Here is a 21,484-nt window from a genome sequence, read left to right as displayed (position 1 = left end):
TTCTTCGACACCGCTCTTTGTTATCGCACGTGTTTTCGTTACGACATTTCGTTACGGCATTTCGTGATGAAACTTCGTTACGACGCGATCTTTCTGTGACTACGCGAACAGGTGAGTTTCCGATGGCGGACCAGCAAAAGCTCCTCGACTACCTCAAGCGGGTGACCGCCGACCTCCACGAGACGCGCCAGCGCCTGCGCGAAGTGGAGTCGGAAGAGCCCGAGGCCGTCGCCATCGTCGGAATGAGCTGCCGCTACCCCGGAGCCGTACGCGGCCCCGAGGACCTGTGGCGGCTCGTGGCCGACGGGCGCGACGCCCTCTCCGCCTTCCCCACCGACCGGGGCTGGGACGTCGACGCGCTCGCGGGCCGCACCGAGGGCGGCGCCGACGACTCCGGCCGCCCCGAGCGCGGCGGCGGCTTCGTCTACGACGCGGGCGACTTCGACGCCGCCTTCTTCGGGATCTCACCGCGCGAAGCCATGGCCATGGACCCGCAGCAGCGGCTCCTCCTCGAAGCCACCTGGGAGACCTTCGAGCGGGCCGGCATCCCCCCGGCGTCACTGCGCGGCAGCCGCACCGGCGTGTTCGTCGGCGCCACCGCCCAGGGCTACGGCCCCGCCCTCATGTCGTCCCCGGACAGCGTCGACGGCTACCTGCTCACCGGCGACGTCTCCAGCGTCATCTCCGGCCGCATCTCCTACGTCTTCGGCCTTGAGGGCCCGGCCGTCACCGTCGACACCGCCTGCTCCTCCTCGCTGGTCGCGCTGCACCTGGCCGCGCAGGCCCTGCGGCAGGGCGAGTGCGACATGGCCCTCGCGGGCGGCGTCGCCATCATGGTCACGTCCGGCGCGTTCGCCGAGTTCAGCCGCCAGGGCGGCCTCGCCTCCGACGGCCGCTGCAAGCCGTACGCCGACGCGGCCGACGGCACCGGCTGGGGCGAGGGCGTCGGCGTCCTCGCCCTGGAGCGCCTCTCCGACGCCCGCCGCAACGGCCACGAGGTCCTCGCCATCGTCCGCGGCTCGGCCGTCAACCAGGACGGTGCCAGCAACGGCCTCACCGCCCCCAACGGGCCTTCCCAACAGCTCGTCATCCGCCAGGCCCTGGCCGCCGCCCGCCTCTCCACCAGCGACATCGACGCCGTCGAGGGCCACGGCACCGGCACCGTCCTCGGCGACCCCATCGAGGCGCAGGCGCTGCTCGCCACGTACGGCCAGGACCGGCCCGCCGACCAGCCGCTGCTCCTCGGCTCCGTCAAGTCCAACATCGGCCACACGCAGGCCGCTTCGGGCGTCGCGGGCGTCATCAAGATGGTCATGGCGATGCGCCACGGCCTCCTGCCCGAGAACCTGCACACGGACCGGCCGAGCACCCACGTCGACTGGTCGGCGGGCGCCGTCGAACTCCTCACGGAGGCTCGGCCGTGGCCGCGCCGGGGCGACGCCCCGCGCCGCGCGGGCGTGTCGTCGTTCGGCGTGAGCGGCACCAACGCCCACGTCATCGTGGAGTCCGCGCCCGCCGCCGAGCCCGCCGACACCGAGCCGGTGGCGCCCGTCGCGCCGCCGACCGCCGTGCCCTGGCTGGTGTCGGGCCGCAGCGCGGAGGCCCTGCGGGACCAGGCCGCACAGCTCGGCGACCACGTCACGTCCGACGCCGGACTGGACGCCGTCGACGTGGGTTTCTCGCTCCTGTCGGGCCGGTCGCCCCTGGAACACCGGGCCGTGGTCTTCGGACGGGACCGCGAGGAGTTCCTCACGGGCCTGGCGGCCGTGACCGCCGACGGCGGCGCACCGGGCGTGGTGACGGGCACGGTCGCCGAGGGCCGCCTCGGTGTGGTCTTCACCGGTCAGGGCAGTCAGCGGGTCGGCATGGGCAAGGAGTTGTACGAGACCTTCCCGGTGTTCGCGGACGCGCTGGACGAGGTGTGTGCTCATATTGATCCGTGGATAGAACGTTCGCTCCAGAGCGTGATGTTCGGTACCGACGCGGACCTGCTTGAGCAGACGGGGTACGCGCAGCCCGCGCTGTTCGCCATGGAAGTGGCGCTGTTCCGCCTTGCCGAGTCCTTCGGCGTACGTCCGGAGATCGTCGGCGGCCACTCCGTCGGCGAGCTGGCAGCGGCGTACGTGGCTGGTGTGTGGTCCCTTGAGGACGCGGCTCAGCTGGTGGCTGCTCGTGGTCGGTTGATGCAGGCGCTGCCCGAGGGCGGCGCGATGCTGGCCGTGCAGGCGGCGGAGGCCGACGTCCTGCCGCTACTGGAGGGCCTGGCCGAGCGTGTCGGCGTGGCTGCGGTCAACGGGCCGTCCCAGATCGTGCTTTCTGGTGAGCGCACGGCCCTGGAGGGCCTGGAGCAGACCCTTCGGGGCGACGGCCGCAAGGTGAAGTGGCTGAAGGTGTCGCACGCCTTCCACTCGCCGCTCATGGCGCCGATCCTGGACGAGTTCCGCAAGGTCGCCGAAGGCCTCGCCTACCAGGACCCGAAGCTTCCCGTCGTCTCCAACGTCACCGGGCGGCTCGCCACCGCCACCGAGCTCAAGGACCCCGGCTACTGGGTCGGCCACATCCGTGAGGCCGTCCGCTTCCACGACGGGATCGGCGCGCTGACCGGCTTCGGCGTCTCCACGCTCCTCGAACTCGGCCCGGACTCCGTCCTGACCGCGATGGCGCACGACACGCTCACCGAGCCCGAGCAGCAGTCCGGGCTCGTCGCCGCCGTCCGCAAGGACCGCCCCGAGACCGACACCTTCCTCGCCGCCCTCGCCAAGGTGCACGTGCGCGGCGCCGACGTCGACTGGACACCGCTGTACGCGCCGGTCGCGTCGCGCCGCCGCGTCGCGCTGCCGACGTACGCCTTCCAGCACCAGCGCTACTGGCCGCGCCCCGCCGTCGGCGGCGTCGGCGACGCCCGCGCCACCGGACTGCACCCCGCGGACCACCCGCTGTTCGGCGCCGCCGTCGCCCTCGCCGACCTGGACGGCTACCTGTTCACCGGCAGGCTCTCCCTCACCGCCCAGCCGTGGCTCGCGGGCCACGCCCTGGGCGGCACCGCCCTGCTGCCCGCCACGGCCTACGTCGAGCTCGCCCTGCACGCCGGACACCGCGTCGGCTGCGCGCACCTGGAGGAACTCACCCTCCAGGCACCCCTCGTCCTGCCCGAGCGCGGCGCCGCGCAGATCCAGCTCGCCATCGGCGCCGCCGACGCCTTCGGCCGCCGCCCGGTGAACCTCTACTCGCGCCCCCAGGACGCCACCACCGAAGACCTGTGGTCCGACGAGCCCTGGCTGCGCCACGCCACCGGAATGCTCGCCCCCGCCCCCGCCGGGCGGCCCGCCGACGCCGACCTCACCCAGTGGCCGCCCGCCGACGCCGAGCGCGCGGACACCGAGACGCTGTACGAGAGCCTCGCCGCCGCCGGATTCCACTACGGATCCACCTTCCAGGGCCTGCGCGGCGTATGGCGGCGCGGCGACGAACTCTTCGCCGAGGTCGCGCTGCCCGAGGAGGACCGCGCCGACGCCGACACGTACGGACTGCACCCGGCGCTCCTCGACGCCGCCCTGCACCCCCTCGGCCTCGGCACCTTCGTGGCCGACACCGAGCAGGGCCGCATGCCGTTCTCCTGGACCGGCGTGTCCCTGCACGCCACCGGCGCGGCCGCGCTGCGCGTCCGCCTGACCGCCGCGGGAACCGACGGCGTGTCCCTCGCCGTCGCCGACGCCAACGGCGAGCCGGTCGCCACCGTGGACTCCCTCGTCCTGCGGCCCATCGCCGTACCCGAAGCGAGCACCGACCAGCAGAACCGCAAGAACTCCCTGTTCCGCCTCGACTGGAGCGTGGTGTCCGCGCCCGCCGTGGCGGCGGGTGGTTCGTACGCGGTGCTGGGCGCGGACGAGTGGGGTGTGCGGGCGGCGCTGGCGGGCGCTGGTGCGACGGTCACGGCGTACGCCGACGTCGCCGCGCTCGTGGCCGCCGTCGAGAGCGGCGCACCCGTCCCCGAGTCCGTCGTCGCCACCTGCGCCGCCCCCGACCCCGCGCGGGGTGTCGCCGCGTCGGTGCGCGCTTCCCTGTACGCGACGCTCGGTGTGGTGGGGGAGTGGTTGTCCTTCGCTGGTGGTGAGGACGCGCGTCTGGTGGTGGTGACGTCGGGTGCCGTGGGTGTGGGTGCCGGTGACGTGGTGTCGGCTGACGGTCTGGTGGATGCCCCGGTGTGGGGTCTGCTGCGCTCGGCCCAGTCGGAGAACCCCGGGCGGCTCGTCCTCGTCGACGTCGACGGCTCCTCGACCGCCCTGGCCCAGCTGCCCGCCGTCCTCGGCCTGGACGAGCCGCAGGTCGCGGTGCGCGGCGACGTAGCGTGGGCGCCCCGCCTGCTGCGCGCGGGCGGCGGCGTCCTCGCCGCCCCCGCGGGCGAGACCTGGCAGCTCGGCGTGACGGGCCGGGGCACCCTGGAGAACCTGGCGCTCCTTCCCGTCGCCGACGACGCCGAGGTGTCCGGCGGCAGGCCGCTGGCCGCCGGTGAGGTGCGCGTCGAGGTCCGCGCCGCTGGCGTCAACTTCCGTGATCCGCTGATCGCGCTCGGCATGTACCCGGGTGACGCGGTCATGGGCACCGAAGGCGCCGGTGTCGTCGTCGAGGTCGGCCCCGACGTCACGGACCTCGCCGTCGGCGACCGGGTCCTCGGCCTGCTGGAGGCCGCCTTCGGCCCGCTCGCCGTCGCCGACGCGCGGCTGGTGGCGCGCATACCCGAAGGCTGGTCGTTCGCCCAGGCGGCGTCCGTGCCGACGGTGTTCCTGACCGCGTACTACGCGCTGCGCGACCTGGCCGACCTCCAGGCGGGCGAGTCGGTGCTCGTGCACGCGGCCGCCGGTGGCGTCGGCATGGCCGCCGTGCAGCTGGCCCGGCACTTCGGCGCCGAGGTGTACGGCACCGCCAGCGCCGGGAAGTGGCACGTCCTGCGGGAGCTCGGCGTCGAGGAGTCGCACATCGCCTCGTCCCGGGACCTCGACTTCGAGGCGTCGGTCCTCGACCACACCGGCGGCCAGGGCGTGGACGTGGTCCTGAACTCGCTGGCCCGGGAGTTCGTGGACGCGTCGCTGCGACTGCTTCCGCGTGGCGGCCGGTTCGTCGAGATGGGCAAGACCGACCTCCGCGACCCGGAGGTCATCGCCGCGGAGCACACCGGAGTCACGTACCGGAGCTTCGACCTCATCGACGCCGGACGCGACCGCATCCGGGAGATGCTCGCGGACATCCTGTCGCTGTTCGAGCGGGGGGTGCTGGCGCCGCTGCCGGTGCGGGCGTGGGACGTACGGCGGGCGCCGGAGGCGTTCCGCTATCTGAGCCAGGCCCGTCACATCGGCAAGGTGGTGCTTACGCTGCCGCCGGTGTTCCGGGCTGAGGGCACGGTCTTGGTGACCGGTGCCCTCGGTGGTCTGGGACGGGTCGTGGCCCGGCACTTGGCCGGGGAACACGGCGTACGGGAACTGCTGCTGGTCTCGCGTCGGGGTGAGGACACTCCGGGCGCGGGTGAAGTGCGGGCGGAGTTGGAGGAGTTGGGCGCTCGGGTGACGATCGCCGCGTGCGACGTCGCCGACCGCGACGCCCTTGCCGCCCTCCTGGAGGGTGTACGCGACAGTCTGTCGGCGGTCGTGCATGTGGCCGGAGTCGTCGACGACGGCGTGCTGACCTCGCTGACTCCTGAGCGGGTGGACACGGTGCTGCGGCCGAAGGTGGACGCGGCGGTCAATCTGCATGAGCTGACGGCCGGGCTTGATCTGTCGGCGTTCGTGCTGTTCTCGTCCGCGGCGGGTGTCCTTGGGAGTGCGGGGCAGGCCAACTACGCGGCTGCCAACGCTTTCCTGGACGCTCTGGCCCAGCACCGGCGTGCGCTCGGCCTGCCCGCGACGTCGCTGGCCTGGGGTCTGTGGGCCGACCAGGGCGGCATGGCCGGAGCCCTCGCCGACGGTGACATCGACCGCATGAACCGGGCCGGTGTGGCGGCCCTGTCGGCGGACGAGGGCCTCGCCCTCCTCGACGCCTCCCTCACCCAGGCCGACGGCGCCCTGGTGCCGATGAAGCTCGACGTCGAAACGCTGCGCGGGCAGTTCGGGGCCGATGTGCCGCCGCTGTTCCGCGGCCTCATCCGCGCGCGGGCCCGCAAGGCCGCCGCCCAGGCGGGTCCGGCGGCTGACGGACAGGAGCCGCTGGCCCAGCGCCTGGCCGGGCTCGACGCGCGGGAGCGCGAACAGGCCCTGATCGACCTCGTCCGCGCCGACGTCGCCGCCGTCCTCGGCTACCCCTCGCTCGAATCGGTGGACGCCGCCAAGGCGTTCAAGGAGCTCGGCTTCGACTCGCTGACCGCCGTCGAACTGCGCAACCGCCTGAACGCGGCCGCCGGTCTCCGCCTGCCCGCCAGCCTCGTCTTCGACTACCCCACGCCCGTCACCCTCGCCGCCCACCTGGGCACGGAACTCCTCGGCTCGCTCCCCGAGCCCGCCGCCCCGGCCCAGGCCCAGCGGCCCGCCGCCGCCGGGCAGGACGAGCCCATCGCCATCGTCGCCATGAGCTGCCGCTACCCCGGCGGCGTACGCTCCCCCGAGGACCTGTGGCGGATGGTGTTCGCGGGCGAGGACGGCCTCACCGGCTTCCCCGTCAACCGAGGCTGGGACGTCACGGCCCCCACGGGCTTCGAAGGCGCCGACGGCGACGACGGCCTCACGTACGTCACCACCGGCGCCTTCCTCCACGACGCCGACGCGTTCGACTCCGAGTTCTTCGGCATCAACCCGCGTGAGGCCCTCGCCATGGACCCGCAGCAGCGGCTCCTCCTCGAAACGTCCTGGGAGGCGCTGGAGCGCGCGGGCATCGTCCCGTCCGCCGTCCGAGGCAGCGAGACCGGCGTGTTCGTCGGCCTGTCGACCCAGGGCTACTCGACCACCCTCAACGGCGCCGAAGGCGTCGAGGGCTACGTCATGACCGGCGACGCGGCCAGCGTCGCCTCGGGCCGCCTGTCGTACTCCTTCGGCTTCGAGGGCCCGGCCGTCACCGTCGACACCGCCTGCTCCTCCTCGCTGGTCGCGCTGCACCTGGCGGTGCGCGCGCTGCGCCAGGGCGAGTGCGCGATGGCCCTCGCGGGCGGCGCCGCGGTCATGCCGACCCCCACCTCGTTCGCCGAGTTCAGCCGCCAGCGGGGCCTCGCGCCCGACGGCCGCTGCAAGTCCTTCGCGGCCGCCGCCGACGGCACCGGCTGGGGCGAAGGTGTCGGCATGCTCGTCCTGGAGCGCCTCTCCGACGCGCGCCGCAACGGGCACCCCGTTCTCGCGGTCGTGCGCGGCTCGGCCATCAACCAGGACGGCGCGAGCAACGGCCTGACCGCGCCCAACGGCCCCTCCCAGCAGCGCGTCATCCGCGCCGCGCTCGCCGACGCCCGCCTCACCGCCGCCGACGTCGACGCCGTCGAGGCCCACGGCACCGGCACGGTGCTCGGCGACCCCATCGAGGCCCAGGCCCTCATCGCCACGTACGGCAAGGAGCACACCGACGACAAGCCGCTGTGGCTGGGCTCCCTGAAGTCCAACATCGCCCACACCCAGGCCGCCGCCGGTGTCGGCGGCATCATCAAGACGGTCATGGCGATGCGCGACGGCGTCCTGCCGAAGACCTTGTACGTGGACGCGCCGACCCCCGAGGTCGAGTGGACCGGCGGGGGAGTGGAACTCCTCACGGACAACCGCGACTGGCCCGAGCGCGCGCCTGGCGAGCCCCGCCGCGCGGGCGTCTCCTCCTTCGGCATCAGCGGTACGAACGCGCACGTCATCCTGGAGCAGGCGACGGAGCCCGAGCAGCCCGAGCAGCCGGAGCCGACCAGCGACGCGACGTCGTCCGTGCTGCCGGGCCTGGTGCCCCTCGCCCTCTCCGCGAAGTCCCCCGAGGCCCTGCGCGCCCAGGCGGACCGGCTGCGGGCCCACCTGCTCGCGCGCACCGACCTCGACCCGGCCGACGTCGCCTGGTCGCTGACCGCCGCGCGCTCGCGGTTCGAGCACCGGGGCGTGGCCCTCGGCCGGGACCGCCGTGAACTCCTCGCCGCACTCGACGAGCTCGCCCGGGGCGAGACCGGGCGCGACGCCGTCACGGGCCGCGCGCAGGGCGGCACGGCCCGCCCCGTGTTCGTGTTCCCCGGCCAGGGTTCGCAGTGGGCGGGCATGGCGGTCGAACTCCTCGACGCCTCGCCGGTGTTCGCGGAGCGGATGCGGGAGTGCGCGGCCGCCCTGTCGGAGTTCGTGGACTGGGACCTGTTCGAGGAGTTGAGCGGCGACCACTTCGACCGTGTGGATGTCGTCCAGCCGGTGTTGTTCGCCGTGATGGTGTCGCTGGCCGCCACGTGGGAGGCGGCCGGGGTGAAGCCCGCCGCCGTCGTCGGGCACAGCCAGGGCGAGATCGCCGCCGCGTGTGTCGCGGGCGCGCTCACGCTCCAGGACGCCGCTCGCGTCGTCGCCCTGCGGAGCGTCGCGATCCGCGAACTGTCCGGCAAGGGCGGCATGGTCTCCCTCGTCCTGCCCCAGGACGAGGCCGAGGAACTCCTCGCCGCCTGGGACGGCCGCATCGAGATCGCCGCCGTCAACGGCCCCTCCCAGCTCGTCGTCTCCGGCGACCCGCGCGCCCTGGAAGAACTCGTCGCCCAGTGCGCCGAGCGGGACATCAGGGCGCGCACCATCCCCGTCGACTACGCCTCGCACTCCTCGTACGTGGAAGAGATCGAGAACCGCATCCACGAGACGCTGGCCGCCGTCGACCCGAAGGCCGCCGACATCCCGCTGTACTCGACGCTCACCGGTGACTGGCTCACCGACGACACCCTCATGGACGCGGGCTACTGGTACCGCAACCTGCGCCAGACCGTCCTCTTCGAGCACGCCACCCGTGGTCTGCTCGCCGAAGGCCACGGCCTGTTCCTCGAGATGAGCCCGCACCCGGTGCTCACCGTCCCCGTGCAGGAGACCATCGACGCCGCGCCGCACACCAGCGCCGTCGCGCTCGGCTCCCTGCGCCGCGACGAGGGCGGCCCCGACCGGCTGCTCGCCTCGATCGCCGAAGCCCACGCCCACGGCGCCGCACTCGACTGGCGGGCCCTGCTGCCCGGCGCGCGCACCACCCTCGACCTGCCCACCTACGCCTTCCAGGGGCAGCGCTACTGGCCCGAGCCCGCCGCCGGAGCCACCGGCGACGTCACCGCCGCGGGCATCGAAGCCGCCGGGCACCCGCTGCTCGGCGCCCGCGTGGAACTGGCCGACGCCGACCAGTACGTCCTCACCGGACGCCTCTCCCGCCGCACCCACCCCTGGCTCACCGACCACGCCGTGGGCGAGACCGTGCTGCTGCCCGGCACCGCCTACGTGGAGCTCGCCCTGCGCGCGGGCGACGAGGTCGGCTGCGGACTCGTCGAGGAGCTCACCCTCCAGGCGCCGCTCGTCCTCGCCGCCGACGACACCGTCACCCTCCAGGTGTGGGCCGGCGCCCCCGACACCACCGGACGGCGCCCGCTGACCATCTCCTCGCGCGCCCAGGGCGTCCCCGACGCCCCCTGGACGCGGCACGCCACCGGCACCCTCGGCGACGCCCCGGCCGCCCCCGGCGAAACCCTCGGCGCCTGGCCGCCCCAGGGCGTCGAAGCGATCGGCGTCGACGGCTTCTACGAGCGCCTCGCCGACGGCGGACTCGCCTACGGGCCCGCCTTCCAGGGACTGCGCGCCGCCTGGCGGGACCCGGCGGGCGACACCGTCTACGCCGAGGTCGCGCTGCCCGAGGGCGAACACCGCGATGCCCGCGCCTACGGCGTGCACCCGGCGCTCCTCGACGCCGCCCTGCACGCCGTGGCCCTCGCGCCCTTCACCCAGGCCGACGGCGTCAGACTGCCGTTCGCCTGGAGCGGCGTCTCGCTGGCCGCGCAGGGCGCCACCGTGCTGCGCGTCCGCCTGCGCCCCGCCGCGACCGGCGGCGTGGCGCTGCTGTTCGCCGACGACACCGGCGCCGAAGTCGCCCGCGCCGACTCCCTGGAGCTGCGCCCCGTCGCCCCCGAGCAGCTGCGCGCCGCCTCCGGCGGCGGGCACCGCGACGCCCTGTTCGCCGTTGAGTGGACGCCGCTGCCCACGGGTACGGCCGACGCGACGGCCACGACCTGGGCGACCCTCGGCGGCGACGACCTGAAGGCAGGCGCCGAACTCGCCGCGTCCGGCGCGCACATGGCCGCCTACGCCGACACCGACGCCCTGCTCGCGGCCCTCGACACCGGCGCCGAAACGCCGGGCACGCTGCTCGTCACCTTCGCGCCCGGGCCCGACCCGGACGCCTCAGGGGCGGGCACCGCCGAGCGGACGCGCGCCGCCCTGCACCAGGCCCTCGCCCTGCTCCAGGCCTGGCAGGGCGACCCGCGCCTGGCCGCCGCCCGCCTGGTCCTGGTGACCCGGGGCGCGGTCGCCACCGACGGCGGCGACGTGCCCGACCCGGCGGGCGCCGCACTGTGGGGCCTGGCGCGCTCCGCCCAGTCCGAGCAGGCGGGCGGCGGCGACGCCGGGATCGTCCTGGTCGACCTGGACGCCGACGGCGCGGGCCGCGAGCGCGTCGCCGCGCTCCTTGCCCAGGGCCTCACCCTGGACGAGCCGCAGCTCGCGGTCCGCGAGGGGGCGCTGCTCGCGCCGCGCCTGGTGCCCGCGCAGGCCCCGGCCGCCCCGGACACCGCGACGCGCGCCCCCGACCCCGAGGGCACCGTCCTGATCACCGGCGCCACCGGCACGCTCGGCGCCCTCGTCGCCCGCCACCTGGCGGCCGAACACGGCGCCCGGCACCTGCTTCTGACCAGCCGCAGGGGCCCGGACGCCCCCGGCGCCGCCGCCCTCGTCGCCGACCTCGAAGCACTCGGGGCGACGGCGCGCGTCGTCGCCTGCGACGCCGCCGACCGCGACGCGCTGGCCCGGACCCTGGCCACCGTTCCGGCCGCGCACCCGCTGACCGCCGTCGTGCACACCGCCGGAGTCCTGGACGACGCCCTCATCGCGTCCCTGACCCCCGAGCGCGTGGACACCGTCCTGCGGCCCAAGCTGGACGCGGCCCTCAACCTGGCCGCGCTCACCGCCGACGCGGACCTCGCCGAGTTCGTCCTGTTCTCCTCCGCGGCCGCCACCTTCGGCAGCCCCGGACAGGGCAACTACGCGGCCGCCAACGCCTTCCTCGACGCCCTCGCCCACCACCTGCGCGCCCGGGGCGTCCCCGCCACCGCGCTCGCCTGGGGCCTGTGGGCCGAGAGCAGCGAGATGACCGGGCACCTCGACGACGCCCGCCGCGGCCGCATCTCCCGAGGCGGCGTCCAGGCCCTGTCGTCGAGCGAGGGCGTCGAGCTCTACGACGCGGCCCGCTGCATCGGCGCGCCGCTGCTGCTTCCCGTACGGCTCGACACGGCGGCCCTGCGGACCGCGGCGCGCCAGGGCGAGAGCGTGCCGCCGCTGCTGCGGCGCCTGGTGCGGGTGCCCGCCCGGCGCACCGCCGCGGGCGCCGCGGCCTCCGAGGCGGAGGCGTTCGCGCGCCGCCTGGCGGCCACCGCGGGCCAGGAGCGCGCGGACCTGCTCCTCGCCCTGGTGCGGGACCAGGCGGCGGCCGTCCTCGGCCACGCGTCCGCCGACCGGGTCGAGGACGAACGCGGCTTCCTGGAGCTCGGCTTCGACTCCCTCACCGGCGTCGAACTGCGCAACCGGCTCACGGCCGCCACCGGCCTGCGCCTGCCCGCCACGATCGTCTTCCAGAACCCCACCCCGAGGTCGCTCGCCGAGCGCCTCGCCGCGGACCTGGAACAGGCCGGACCCGCGGCGCCCGAGGCGACCGCGCCCGCACCCCAGGGCCCGCGCCCCGGCAGCGCCCCGACCACGCCCGAGCGCCCCGCGCACCCGGCCGAGGCGCCCACCGCCCACCCGGCCGCGCCCCGGCCCGCCACCGGCCTCGCCGAGCTGTACGACGAGGCGGCGCGGCAGGGCAGGGCCGACGACCTGATCCCGCTCCTTCGCACCATGGCGCAGTTCCGCGCCTCGTTCACCGAGGAGTCCGAACTCGGCGCGCCGCGCGCGGTCTTCCCCCTGTCGCGGGGCGAGGAGCCCGTCGCCGTGGTGATGTTCACCTCGTACGTCGGCCGCTCCAGCGCCTACGACTACGCCCGCTTCGGCGCGTACTTCCGCGACCGGCGCGACGTCAGCGTCATCACCCACCCCGGCTTCCTGGAGGGCGAACTGCTGCCCGCCGACAAGGAAGCGCTGGTGCGGCTGCACGCGGACACCGTGCTGCGGCAGGTCGGCGACCAGCGGTACGTGCTGTGCGGGCACTCCTCGGGAGGGCTCGTGGCGCACGCCGTGGCCCAGGAGCTGGAGCGGCGGGGCACGGGCCCCGCGGGCGTGGTCCTCGTGGACACCTACGTCGACGAGAAGGCGCTCGGCGACATGGCCGCCGCGATGGGCGAACAGCTCAGCGACCGTTACGACTCGGTGCCCGGCGCGGACGACAACGACTGGGGCGACGCCTGGGTGACCGCCATGGCCCGCTACATGTTCCTCGGCCTGCTGCCCGACCCCGTCCAGGCGCCGACGCTCCTGGTCCGGGCGAGCGAGCCGCTGATGGAGTGGACCAAGGACTACGACTGGCGCCCCTCCTGGAAGCTGGAGCACAGCGCCGTGGACGTGCCCGGCACGCACTTCACGGTGATGGAGGAGCACTCCCGCACCACGGCCCGCGCCGTGGAGGAGTGGCTCGACCAGCTCTGACCAGCTCTGACCAGCGCTGACCGGCCCTGACCGGCGCTGACGGACACAAGCCGACGGCCCCGTCCCCACCTGGTGGTGGGGGCGGGGCCGTCGGCGTGAGAGGGCGCCCAAGGCGGTCAGGACAGGTGGCCGTAGTCCTTCCAGATCTTCGACCACGGCTGGGTGCGGCCGTCGAGGACCCACACCGGGACGCCGTCGACGAAGGACTCGCCGGGGCCGCCCGCCGCCTTCGCGGCCTTCTTCACCGACGAGAAGTACGGCTTCAGCTTCGCGACGTCCGAACCGACGTACAGGACCGGGCCCGAGGAGTCGGACGGCGCGCCGAAGTACCAGTAGCCGCGGTGGCCGCTGTACGCGGACGGCAGCCCCCGGTCGGCGCCCAGGTGGTCGACGGCGCCCGCCTCCTCGTAGTACTGCGTGACCACGACGGCCCGCTTCCGCTCGTCGGCGGGCAGCGTCTTGTACGCCTTCTCGACCGCGTCGATCAGGTGCGGCCAGCGCAGCGTCTCGGCCGTCATCGGGTTGTTGTCGGGCTGCTCGGTCTTCGTCACCTGCGACACCGGATAGATCGGCAGCGACAGGGCCACGCACACAAGCGCCGTCACCACGACCGCGGGCCAGGAGGCCAGCCACCGCCACCAGCGGGCGCCGCCGCCGTCGCCGAGCGCGACCGCGCCCGCCGCCCACAGCGGCGCGAACGCGCCCACCACGTACGCGGGACGGCCGCCGGTGACCAGGAACACCGCCGTCAGACCGAGGAAGGTCCAGGCGAGGAACCGGTAGGGCGCGAGCTCCGGCGCGCGAAGGAGGCGCACCAGGCCGTAGACCAGGACGACGGTGAACACGCCGCCGGACAGGACGATCAGATACGGCAGGAACCCCGCACGGCCGCCGAGGATCTTCTCGTCGGCGAGGACCCCGGACATCTCCAGCTGCGGCCAGTCGTGCCGCGCCTGCCAGATCAGGCCCGGCAGCGACGTCACCAGGGCGATCGCCGCGCCGATCCACAGCGGCTTGCGGCGCAGCAGCTCACGCGGGCCCACCGCGAGGACGGCCACCGCGACGACCAGCCAGAAGCCGACGATCAGATACTTGCCCTGCAGGGCCAGGGCCGTGGCCAGGCCCGCCCACAGGAGCAGCCGGTCCTCACGGGTGCGCACCCAGCGGACGAGCAGCCAGTTCACCGTCGTCCACAGGAACAGGTCGACCGCCATCGTCGACAGCGCGTGCCCGCTGATCAGGACGGCGGGGGCGAAGCCGTAGGCGGCCGCCGTGAGCAGCTGCGCCCGGCGGCGCCCGCCGAACTCCCGGGCGATCAGCGCGGCGACGAGCACGCCCGCCACCGTGAGCAGCGCGGGCAGCAGCCGCAGCGCGAACAGCGAGCCCCCGGTCACCGCGTCGATGGCGCGGGCGAGCAGCGGCAGGAGCACTGGCTGGTCCGCGTACCCCCAGTCCAAGTGCTGCCCGGCGCCCAGGAAGTACAGCTCGTCGCCCTGGAAGCCGTACCGCGTGCTGACCGCGAGCAGGGCGAGGCCGGACGCGCCCGCCACCGCGCCCACCCAGCGCCCCGCGAACTCCGGGTGCTCCGCGTGCTCTGCGGGTTCCTTTCCTTGCTTTTCCTCCGTCGTGATGGCGGATGTTTCCCGCCGTTCTTTATTCTGTTCCTCGACTTCCTCAACCGGTCCTTGACCGGTCTGCGTCCGTACTCCCACCAAGGCCTCCGCGGTTATCAAGTACATGGCTCAAACACGCTCGAAGGTAGCGGTTGGCATGGCTCGTCAGCTTGCCCCTGTGTCCGGCAAGTTGGCCGCTCAGGGGGTGCTAGGGGGAGGATAGGGGTTCTGTCCGCACGGGCTTCCGCATAACTTCTACGCTAGCTCCCCGGCGATCTGCCCGGGGCGAGGGAATTGCTCGACCTTATCGTGACCCGATGATTCTCAGAACCGGGAAAGGGGGCGGCTTTGATGACACCGAACATCTTCACGGGAGATTCGGCGCGTACCTTCGCTGAATTCGAGCAGGAAACGTTGCGCGTGGCGATGGTCCTGCGCGCGGAAGGCATCCGGCCGGGCGACCGGGTGCTGCTCAAGGCCGGAAACTCGGCGGCGTGGCTGAACGCGTTCTTCGCGCTGATGCACGTAGGCGCCTCCATCGTCCTCGTCGACCAGCAGGAGCACGCCCGCGAGACCGGCCGCATCGTCGAGCGCACCCGCGCCCGCCTTTGCCTGTACGACGACGACGCTCCCGTGCCCGCGGAGACGCGCGACGCCGTCTATCTGTACAAGCTGCTCGTGGAGGCCTCCGGCCTGGTCCCGACCGAGCGGTCCTTCGACTTCACGACGTGGTGCGCCCTGCCGGACGGCCTGATCATGTGGTCCTCCGGCTCCACCGGCACGCCCAAGGGCGTCGTCAAGAACGGCGGCCGCTTCCTGGAGAACCTGCGGCGCAACGCCGAGCACATGGGCCACGGCCGCGGCGACGTGCTGCTTCCGCTGCTGCCCTTCGCGCACCAGTACGGCCTGTCCATGGTGCTCATCGCCTGGCTCGCCGAGTGCTCCCTGATCGTCGCGCCGCACCGGCGGCTCGACCGGTCCCTGCTCATGGGCGGCCAGTGCGGCGTCACTGTCATCGACGCCACCCCGGCCACCTACCGCAGCATGCTCAACCTCGCCCAGCGCCAGCCCGACGTGGCGGCCGCGCTCGGGCGCGTCCGCATGTTCTGCAGCGGCGCCGCCCCGCTCGACCCGGCCCTGTCCGACGCCTACGTCGACTTCTTCGGCCAGCCGCTGCTCGACAGCTACGGCAGCACCGAGCTCGGCAACATCGCCTTCGCCACCATCGACAACCCCGTCGCCTGCGGCCGCGTCATGAAGGGCCTGGAGATGAACGTCCAGGACGATGACGGCAACGTCCTGGCCGCCGGGGAGATGGGCGAACTCGTCGTCAACACCCCCGACATGATGGCCGGCTACCTCGCCGAGGATGGCACCCTGGCCCCGGTCGAGCAGGGCTGGTACCGCACCGGCGACCTCGGTCACCTCGACGCGGACGGCAACCTCTTCGTGGCCGGGCGCAAGCTCGCGGTGCACCGCATGGGATACACGCTCTACCCGGAGATCATCGAGCGCCGGGCCGCCGTCGCGGGCTGCACCGTGAAGGTGGTGGCCCTGCCGGACGACGCGCGCGGCGCCGAGCTCGTCTTCTTCGTGGAGGACCCGACCGGGCAGGACGTCGCCGAGTGGCGCCGCCGCATCAAGGACGCCCTGCCCTCCTACGAACACCCCAACCGGGTCGTCGTCATCGACAGCTTCCCCCTCAACCGCAACGGCAAGCCCGACCGGCGCGCCCTGGAGCAGCGGGCGGCCGAGCGGCACACCGCCGAACTCGCCACGTCCGCCTCCTGACCCTCTCCGTGGCCCCCCGCACGCGCGGGGGGCCACGGGAGACGGCCGTACCGACAGTGAACACAGCACAGACAGAGCAGACAGAGCGGACACGATGACGACCGACCAGGCACGCAGCGCCGTGGTGTTCCCGGGCATGGGGCCCTCACGCTTCACCGACGTGGGCAAGTTCATGATGATCGACCCCTTCGTGCGCAAGCGCCTCGCGGCCGCCGACGAGGCGCTCGGCCAGTCGGTCCTGGACGGATTCCGCACCCAGGGAACGGACTTCGGGGAGTTCGCCCAGGTCGCCTTCTTCATCAACTCGCTGGCCCTCGCGGACCGGGCGGTCGAGACGCGCGGCATGAAGCCGGACCTCTGCGTCGGCTTCAGCTTCGGCCAGAAGGCCGCCGCCGCGTTCAGCGGCGCCCTGCCCTTCCCCGAGGCCGTCCGGCTCACCCATGAACTCGCCCGGTGCGAGCGGCGGTTCTTCGAGCAGGAGTACCAGGACCTGGTGACGCTCACCATCACGCGCGTGCCCGCCGAGGGGCTCGCGGAGGTCCTGGGGGAGCTGGCCGAGCGCGGCGAGTTCCACGAGGTCTCCGGACACCTCGACGAGGGCATGCACATGATTACGATGCGCGAGCAGGTCCTGGAGTCCTTCCAGCGGCGCATCAGCGCCATCGGCGGCTACTCCCTGTACTCGATGAAGCCGCCCGCGCACTGCCGCGTCCTGACCGGGCTGCGCGCCCGCGTCGAGGAGGAGGTCCTCTCCGGCTTCGACCTCGCGGAGCCGGAGCTGCCGGTGGTCGCCGACCACGACGGCTCCCTGGTGACGAGCGCGGACCAGATGCGGACCCTGCTCCTGGACACCTTCGACCACCCGGTCCGCTGGCACCCCGTCGTGGACACCCTGCGCGCCGACGGCGTGCGGACGCTCCACGTCACCGGGCCCGACCGGCTCATCCACCGTCTCGACGTCACGACCCGCCACTTCGACGTGGTGGCCCTCGGGCCGGAGCAGGCCCTTCGGCCCGCACGGACCGCCTCGCGCAAGGAGCAGTGATGGCCACGCTGATGGACAGCAAGTCGGCCGGGTACAAGTTCAGCGCCAAGCTCGGCGTGACCCGCGCCCTGCTGCGCGCGTTCGGGCTCTTCGGGGACCCGTTCACCCATCTCCTCCAGGGCCGCGAGGACCCGTACCCGCTGTACGCGAAGGTGCGCCAGCGCGGCCCCATCCACCGCAGCCACCTGGGCAGCTGGGTCACCGGCAGCCATGAGCTCGGCAGCAAGATCCTGCGCGACCGCACGCTGTTCCTGAACCGCGAGGAAGGCGGCGTACCCGGGCACGAGATGATGGCCGAGATCCCCTGGAACAGCTCCATCCTCGGCCTCGACCCGCCCGACCACACCCGCCTGCGGCGCCTGGCCCAGCCCGCCTTCGGGCCCCGGATGATCAGCAAGTACCGGGTGCAGGTGGAGAAGCTCTGCCACGGCCTCCTCGACACGCTGGAGCAGCGCGAGGGCTTCGACCTCATCGAGGACTTCGCGGGCCCGCTGCCGCTGTTGGTGATCGGCGAGCTCCTCGGCGTCCCCGAGGAGTACCACGACCGGTTCGTGCGGGCCGGGCGCAAGGTCGGCCCGGTCATCGACGGCGTCAAGTCCCTGAAGATGGCACGGGAGTTCCGCGGCGCCGTCGACGACCTCGACCAGGTCTTCACCGAGCTGATCGCGCTGCGCGAGAAGGACCCGGGCGACGACCTCATCAGCCGCCTCACCGTGGCCCAGGGCGAGGGCAAGCTCACCACCGAGGAACTCCTCGCCTTCTGCACGGTCCTGGCCGTCACCGGCTTCGAGACCACCACCAACCTCATCGGCAACGCCGTGCTCGCCATGACCGGCGACCGCGCGCAGTGGGACCTGCTGCGCGAGGACCCCGACCTCGCGCCGCGCGCCGTCGAGGAGACCTTGCGCTACGACTCGCCCGCCCTCCAGGCGCAGCGTGTCCCGCACCAGGACATCGCCCTCGACGGACACCACATCCGGGCGAACAGCTCCGTGGTCGTCCTGATCGGCGCCGCCAACCGCGACCCCGAGGTCTACGACGACCCGGACCGCTTCGACCTCACCCGCGAGAACCCGGCCGAACACCTGTCGTTCTCCGGCGGCATCCACTACTGCATCGGCGCCCCCCTGGCCCGCATGGAGGGCGAGACCGCGCTGCGCGTCCTGGTGGAACGCCTGCCCGAGCTGCGCGTGTCCGGCCGCGTCCAGCGCCGCAGCTCGCCCGTGATCAGCGGCTGCACCCGGCTGCCCGTCAGCGGCACGGCCTGACCCCCACGAGCGCCCGACTGAGGGCAACGGCGGCCCGCGCCCCCCTGACGGGGCGCGGCGCCGTCGCGTACGAACCGCGTATCCGAGGAGAACGATGAGCGAGACACCCGAGTCCGAGGCCTGGCGGCGGGAGGTCGACCGCTCCACCTTCCCGCGGCGCGAGGCCGGCCCCATCGACCTGCGCCGCTACTACGTCCAGCCGTCCTACTCGGGCGTGCCCACCTTCATGGGCGTCCCGCTCGCCCTCAACCAGGAGGACCTGCGCGCGGGCGGCGTGGACGTCGCCGTCGTGGGCTGCCCGGTGGACGTCTCCAGCGGGCACCGCGGCGCCGCCTACGGCCCGCGCGCCATCCGCGCCGACGAGCGCTACCTGTACGCCACGCCCGAGGGGTTCGTGCACTCCGCGACCCGCGTCAACCCGTTCAACGTCCTGAAGGTCGTCGACTACGGGGACGCCGCCGTCGACCCCTTCGACATCACCCGGTCCATGGAGCCCATCCGCGGCCTGGTCCGGGAGATCGCCGAGGTCGGGGCCAAGCCGGTCGTCCTCGGCGGCGACCACTCGCTGCTTTGGCCGAGCGTCGGCGCGCTCTCGGAGGTGCACGGCCGCGGCTCCATCGCCGTCATCCACTTCGACGCGCACCCCGACTGCCACGAGGAGCTGTTCGGGCACCGCGCCACCCACACCACGCCGATCCGGCGCCTCATCGACGAGGAGATGGTGCCGGGCCCGAACGTCATCCAGGTCGGCATCCGCACCATCTCGGGCCCCGACGACCAGCTGTTCAACTGGATGCGCCGGGCCGGGATGCGCTCGCACTTCATGGCCGAGATCGAGCGGATCGGCTTCGCCGCGGTCATCGACAAGGTCATCGAGGAGGCCCGCGCGGTCGCCGACCACGTCTATCTGTCCCTCGACATCGACGTCCTGGACCCCGCGTTCGCCCCCGGCACCGGCACCCCCGAGCCCGCGGGCCTGACCACCCGCGAGCTGTTCACCGCCCTGCGCCGCATCGCGCACGAGACGGACCTGATCGGCATGGACGTCGTCGAGGTCGCCCCGCACCTGGACGCGGGCTACTCCACCGCCATGAACGCCCGCAGGGCCGTCTTCGAGACGCTGACCGGACTCGCCCTGAACCGGATCAAGATCTCCAGCAAGAACTACGCGAACCCGATCGTCGCCGGAGAGGTCCGCTTCCCTCTCAAGTGACGCCGGGCGCATAGTGTTCACGCCGTCGAAGGCGGGCCACGGCCCGCCTTCGGTCCGTTTGACGACCAGGGATGGAAACCCGTCATGACTACAGTCGCCTCACCCGAGCTCTGGGTCCGCAGCTACCACCCGGCGCCCGAAGCCGCGGGCCGTCTGGTCTGCTTCCCACACGCGGGCGGCTCGGCCAGCTTCTACTTCCCCGTCTCGGCCGCCCTCAGCCCGGTGGCGGACGTGGTGGCCCTGCAGTACCCGGGCCGCCAGGACCGCCACACCGAGAAGGGCATCGACAACATCGCGGAGCTCGCGGACCGCATCGCCGAGGTCCTCAGCGGCTCCAGCACGGCCCCGCTGACGTTCTTCGGCCACAGCATGGGCGCCGTCCTCGCCTTCGAGGTGGCCCGCCGCCTGGAGGCGGAAGGCCAGGCCCCCGCGCACGTCTTCGCCTCCGGCCGCCGCGCCCCCTCGCGCTACCGCGAGGAGAACGTCCACCAGCGCGACGACGACGGCATCATCGCCGAGATGCGCAAGCTCAGCGGCACCGACCCGAGGGTCCTCGGGGACGACGAGGTGCTGCGCATGGTGCTGCCCGCCATCCGCAGCGACTACACGGCCATCGAGAACTACCGCGTCGAGCCCGGCGCGCAGATCGGCAGCCCCATCACCGTCCTGGTCGGCGACGACGACCCGCGCACGACCCTCGACGAGGCACGGGCCTGGGAGCCGCACACCATGGGCTCCTTCGACATGAAGGTCTTCTCCGGCGGTCACTTCTACCTCACGGACCACGCCCAGGAGATCATCGCCGTCCTCAAGGGGCACTTCACGTCGTAACACGACGATGAGGCGGGGCGGTCACCAAGGAACACGGTGACCGCCCCGCCTCATGAGCCTCGGGGGAGCTCGGGGGAGAGAAGCCCGGTGGCCAGTTACGGGGGAGAACCGGCCACCGGGAGTTTGTGGTGATATTTAGCTGTGCACGGACTTGCGAGAGCGTGAACTCGCGCAGAACGCGAGGATGACAAGACCGACCACACCGATGGCCAGGCTCACCCAGGAAGGGGTGTCATCGGGCAGCAGTGCCGTGACACCGAATTTTGTGTCCCAGATGCGCTCGGTCAGGAATGAACCGATTCCCTGAACGGCCAGGACGATGCCGACCCACAGCATGTCGCTCCTCAGTTTATTTCTGTACGGGTGCGCAGAATCGCGCTGCTCGCTCCGCGCCCCGGCATTCCCTGCCGGGCCGCCAACACCATGTATTCAACCGGTCCGCGGCACCCGCGGGGCAGAGGGAAACGTTGGTACCGCTACCGACGAAAGTTGTTCCCTGATCGCGCGTTCCCCCTCTCGTGGACCTGGTGTGGGCGGAGCGTGAGGGTCCGGCCGCACCGTCCCGGACCTCGCCACAAGGCCCCAAACCGCGCTAAGAGGACGTTAAAGCCGCAGGTCAGACGGTTAGCTGCGGGCGCTGGCGGTACGCATTAAGCTCCTTCACGACCCACAGAGCGCGAAGCCGACACGTACGGGGGTGGGCTTGTCGTGCAACCAGTCAGGACGGCCGGAGCACAACGCACCAAGAGGTGCCGTCCGACGACGTCCGACCTCGTTTTGATGACTGTTCTCATCGTGGCCAACGTTCTGGTGGCCATCGGCAACGTGGACAACGGCCACCCGCGGTTTGGTCCGTGGGCGGGGTTGGGGTTGCAGGTGGTTGTGGTGGTGGTGTTGGTGGTGCGGCGGGTGTGGCCGTTGTTGGTGTTGGG

Annotated in this window: 7 protein-coding genes and 1 pseudogene; 6 read left to right on the top strand and 2 right to left on the bottom strand. The window is 73.0% G+C overall.

The genetic code is table 11. From position 1 onward, the window contains the following. Positions 1 to 122: 122 nt before the first annotated feature. Positions 123 to 12,764 (top strand): annotated as a pseudogene (locus AC07A4_RS37270) (SDR family NAD(P)-dependent oxidoreductase); the annotation flags it as partial. 143 nt (positions 12,765 to 12,907) lie between these two features. Here AC07A4_RS37270 and AC07A4_RS37265 read toward each other — a convergent pair. After that, a complete protein-coding gene (locus AC07A4_RS37265) occupies positions 12,908 to 14,341 on the bottom strand; it encodes an ArnT family glycosyltransferase (protein WP_478607876.1) in 1,434 nt (477 codons plus the stop codon). 414 nt (positions 14,342 to 14,755) lie between these two features. Between AC07A4_RS37265 and AC07A4_RS37260 the strand changes: the two genes are divergently transcribed. The 5 genes from AC07A4_RS37260 to AC07A4_RS37240 all read left to right on the top strand — a co-directional run bounded on the left by AC07A4_RS37260 (position 14,756) and on the right by AC07A4_RS37240 (position 20,552). After that, complete coding sequence (locus AC07A4_RS37260; RefSeq protein ID WP_478607874.1) at positions 14,756 to 16,195, top strand: class I adenylate-forming enzyme family protein; 1,440 nt, start codon at positions 14,756 to 14,758, stop codon at positions 16,193 to 16,195. Positions 16,196 to 16,289: 94 nt separating this feature from the next. Continuing rightward, positions 16,290 to 17,240 carry an ACP S-malonyltransferase gene (locus tag AC07A4_RS37255; RefSeq protein ID WP_478607871.1) on the top strand — a complete coding sequence of 317 codons (951 nt, stop codon included), beginning with the start codon at positions 16,290 to 16,292 and terminating at the stop codon, positions 17,238 to 17,240. Next, positions 17,240 to 18,508 (top strand): cytochrome P450, encoded by a 1,269-nt coding sequence (locus AC07A4_RS37250; RefSeq protein WP_478607868.1) that lies wholly within the window; start codon positions 17,240 to 17,242, stop codon positions 18,506 to 18,508. The genes AC07A4_RS37255 and AC07A4_RS37250 overlap by 1 nt, the downstream gene beginning before the upstream one ends. Positions 18,509 to 18,602: 94 nt before the next feature. Then, entirely contained in the window at positions 18,603 to 19,721 is a 1,119-nt protein-coding gene (locus tag AC07A4_RS37245) for an agmatinase family protein (RefSeq protein WP_478607865.1), read from the top strand. An 84-nt stretch (positions 19,722 to 19,805) separates the two neighbouring features. Then, complete coding sequence (locus tag AC07A4_RS37240; RefSeq protein ID WP_478607862.1) at positions 19,806 to 20,552, top strand: thioesterase II family protein; 747 nt, start codon at positions 19,806 to 19,808, stop codon at positions 20,550 to 20,552. Between the two features lie 135 nt (positions 20,553 to 20,687). Here AC07A4_RS37240 and AC07A4_RS37235 read toward each other — a convergent pair whose 3' ends face one another. Beyond that, positions 20,688 to 20,888, bottom strand: a complete 201-nt coding sequence (locus AC07A4_RS37235) for a hypothetical protein (RefSeq protein WP_478607859.1) — start codon at positions 20,886 to 20,888, stop codon at positions 20,688 to 20,690. Positions 20,889 to 21,484 lie beyond the last annotated feature (596 nt).

It is taken from the genome of Streptomyces sp. NPDC043996 (assembly GCF_056435225.1).
The sequence above is the reverse complement of the archived record's forward strand: the minus strand, read 5'-3'. Positions and strand labels throughout refer to the sequence as shown.

Excerpts from the sequence above, each read along its gene's own strand:
- AC07A4_RS37260 (WP_478607874.1), top strand. The coding sequence starts at position 14,756 with ATGACACCGAACATCTTCACGGGAGATTCGGCGCGTACCTTCGCTGAA.
- AC07A4_RS37255 (WP_478607871.1), top strand. The coding sequence starts at position 16,290 with ATGACGACCGACCAGGCACGCAGCGCCGTGGTGTTCCCGGGCATGGGG.
- AC07A4_RS37250 (WP_478607868.1), top strand. The coding sequence starts at position 17,240 with ATGGCCACGCTGATGGACAGCAAGTCGGCCGGGTACAAGTTCAGCGCC.
- AC07A4_RS37245 (WP_478607865.1), top strand. The coding sequence starts at position 18,603 with ATGAGCGAGACACCCGAGTCCGAGGCCTGGCGGCGGGAGGTCGACCGC.
- AC07A4_RS37240 (WP_478607862.1), top strand. The coding sequence starts at position 19,806 with ATGACTACAGTCGCCTCACCCGAGCTCTGGGTCCGCAGCTACCACCCG.
- AC07A4_RS37235 (WP_478607859.1), bottom strand. The coding sequence starts at position 20,888 with ATGCTGTGGGTCGGCATCGTCCTGGCCGTTCAGGGAATCGGTTCATTC.